3 protein-coding genes are annotated in these 3,165 nt (G+C 56.4%); all 3 read left to right on the top strand.

The genetic code is table 11. The features are described 5' to 3' along the window. The first annotated feature begins 116 nt into the window (after positions 1-116). Positions 117-1,190: a radical SAM/SPASM domain-containing protein gene (locus AUK29_09645; GenBank protein ID OIP61868.1), complete on the top strand. Its 1,074-nt coding sequence runs from the start codon at positions 117-119 to the stop codon at positions 1,188-1,190. Between the two features lie 61 nt (positions 1,191-1,251). Continuing rightward, positions 1,252-2,289 (top strand): uroporphyrinogen decarboxylase, encoded by a 1,038-nt coding sequence (locus AUK29_09640; GenBank protein ID OIP61867.1) that lies wholly within the window; start codon positions 1,252-1,254, stop codon positions 2,287-2,289. After that, a partial coding sequence (locus tag AUK29_09635) for a ferrochelatase (protein OIP61866.1) occupies positions 2,286-3,165 on the top strand: 880 nt, incomplete at its 3' end. The genes AUK29_09640 and AUK29_09635, both read left to right, overlap by 4 nt.

The raw sequence follows: 3,165 nt of genomic DNA, 5'->3' as shown, positions 1-3,165 counted from the left end.
ATTCGGCAGGATATTATGGTACACATTAAAAGATAATATTTTGCATGATATTTGAAAACGCAAGGTGAGTGCATCTCCCGCGGCAGTCTGCCGGGAGTTTCACCTTTGAGGTTGATATGCCCAAGGAATTTATCCCCAAATGGATCGCCTGGGAGACCACGCAGCGGTGTAACCTCCGGTGCGTGCACTGCCGCTGTTCTTCGGACATGGAGGCCTCGGAGGGGGACTTCACCACCGAGGAGGCAAAAAAATTTATTGACGATATCGTCGAATTTTGCAGTCCCGTGCTGGTCCTCTCCGGCGGCGAGCCGCTTCTTCGGCGCGATATCTTCGAAATCGCCCGCTACGGAACCGATAAGGGGCTCCGCATGTGCATGGCCACCAACGGGACCCTGATCGACGATACGGTCTGTGAGAAGATCAAGTCCTCCGGAATCCGAATCGTCTCGCTCAGCCTGGACGGATCCAAGGCCGAGATCCATGACAATTTCCGAAACTGCCCGGGGGCCTTTGACGGGATCCTCCGGGGGGCCGAGATGCTGAAGAAACACGGGATTGAGTTCATCATCAACTCCTCCTTCACCAAGAGGAACCAGCACGATATTGCGAACGTGTTCAGGCTCGCCAAAGAACTCGGCGCCACAGCCTGGTACATGTTCATGATCGTTCCCACGGGCCGCGGGGAAACGATCATGTCCGAACTCATCTCCAAGGAGGACTATGAAGAGATCCTCAAGTGGCACTATGAACAAGAGAAGCTGGAAAAGGATATTCTCATGCGGCCCACCTGTGCCCCGCATTATTACCGGCTGGTCCCTCAGCTCGCAAAAAAAGACGGGAGCCGCTTCGAGCGGCGGACCCTGAAGTTTTCCACCGGAGGGGCCAAGGGGTGCATTGCCGCGCAGTCCATCTGCCTGATTGATTGCTTCGGGAATGTAAAGCCCTGCAGCTACTTCCACAGGTCGGCAGGAAACGTGAAGACACGGAAATTCAGAGAGATCTGGGAGAACTCGGAGCTTTTTAAAGATCTCAGGGACTTCAAGAAGTACAAGGGAAAATGCGGCGTCTGCGAATACATCAACGTCTGCGGCGGCTGCCGGGCCCGGGCCGATTCGGTCTATGAGGATTATATGGCCGAAGAGCCCTTCTGCAATTATATCCCGGTGAAGATGCGGAAAGAAAATCGATAGGGCTTTTTACCGCAGAGCACGCAGAGAGCACAGAGAAAAACATGATTTGAAAGGGGAGGAGATGGCATTCAATGATCTGTTTCTTAGGGCCTGCCGGCGGGAACCCGTGGAGATGACACCCGTCTGGATCATGCGTCAGGCCGGGAGGTTCCTGAAGGGTTACAGGGCGCTGCGTGAAAAGGCGGACTTTCTCACCCTATGCAAGACCCCGGAGCTTGCAGCCGAAGCCACGCTCCTCCCTGTCAATGAATTGAACGTGGATGCCGCGATCCTGTTCTCGGACATCCTGATCCCCGTGGAGGCCATGGGGATGGCGCTTGACTTCACTCCGGCCCCGGTATTTTCCGAACCCATACGGAACGGCAAACAGATCGAGGCATTGCGCATCCCCGATCCTGAGGAGTCGGTCGGCTTTGTCATGGAAGCAGTCCGAATCCTGCGCCGGGAACTCTCCGGACGAGTTCCCCTGATCGGGTTCTCCGGGGCCCCTTTTACCCTCGCCTCCTACATGGTGGAAGGCGGTGGATCTAAAAACTATATCCCCTTCAAGAGCCTGATCTATCAGGAGCCGGAACTTTATGCCCGGCTCATGGACAAGATCACCGAGACCGTGATCCGCTACCTCAATGCGCAGATCGCAGCCGGGGCCCAGGCCGTGCAGATCTTCGACACCTGGGGAGGGATCCTGACCCCGGAGGATTTCGAGACCTATGACCTACCCTATACCGTGAAGGTCATCCGTGGACTGAAAAGAAAAGGCGTCCCGGTCATCCACTACGTGGGAACCGGTTCTACACTTCTGAATAAGATAAAATATTCCGGCGCCGATGTGGTCAGTGTGGACTGGCGGATCGGGATCGACCAGGCCAGACAGATACTCGGCCCCGAGATCGCCGTGCAGGGAAACTTTGACCCCACGGCTCTGTTTGCGCCCATCCCGGAGATCCAGCGGAGAGTCCGAGAGATCCTGAATAAGGCCGGTGATGCTCCCGGTCATATCTTCAACCTGGGGCACGGAATCCTTCCCGAGACACCCGAGGCGCATGCAAAGGCCCTGGTGGATGCGGTGCATACCTTCAGCCGGGAAAAGAACGCATGACAGACAAGACCGCGGTCATCCTCCTGAACCTGGGTGGTCCTGAAAACGAGCAGGAGATCCGTCCTTTCCTGCTCAGGCTCTTCTCCGATCGGGAGATCATCCGGCTCCCCATGCAGCCTCTTCTCTCCCGTCTCATCGTCCACTTCCGAACCCCAAAGGTTATTGAAAATTACAGGAAGATCGGAGGCGGTTCTCCTTTATTGAAAATCACCATGGCACAGGCTGAGTCCCTGGAAACGGAGCTTCGCGGGAGGGGTCTCGATGCACCGGTATTCGTGGCCATGCGGTATACGGCTCCGCGCTCGGATGAGGCGGTGCGTGAAGCCTTATCCCGAGGGGCGAAAACCATCCTGGCCCTCCCCCTATATCCGCATTTCTCACAGGCCACCACCGGGTCGAGCCTGAGTGACCTTAACCGGGCCGCGGCCGCGGTATCTGAGGCGGTCCGCATCCAGGAGGTCAAAAGCTTCTGCGATCATCCGGCGTATCTGGACGTGCTCGCCGACAAGGTCAGGCAGGGATTGAATTCCTTTTCCCCTGAACATCGCGAGAAAGTGGAAGTCATCTTTTCGGCCCATGCCCTCCCGCAGAAGATGATCGATCAGGGGGATTCCTATCTTTCGGAGATTCAAAAGACCATTCAGGGCGTATTGCAGAGGGTCGGACCCGTTTCCCATCACCTCGCTTTTCAAAGCCGGAGCGGTCCGGTCCGGTGGATGAAGCCCGGAACCGATGAGGTCATACGCGATCTCGCCGGACAGGGGAAGAAGGCCCTGCTCATGGTCCCCGTGAGTTTCGTCTCGGACCATATCGAGACCCTCTACGAAATCGATATCCTCTACAAGGAACTGGCCATGTCATCGGGGATTCTGGAAT

Source organism: Nitrospirae bacterium CG2_30_53_67, assembly GCA_001873285.1.
In the GTDB taxonomy this organism is placed as follows: domain Bacteria; phylum CG2-30-53-67; class CG2-30-53-67; order CG2-30-53-67; family CG2-30-53-67; genus CG2-30-53-67.
This window is presented reverse-complemented; position numbering and strand designations above follow the sequence as displayed.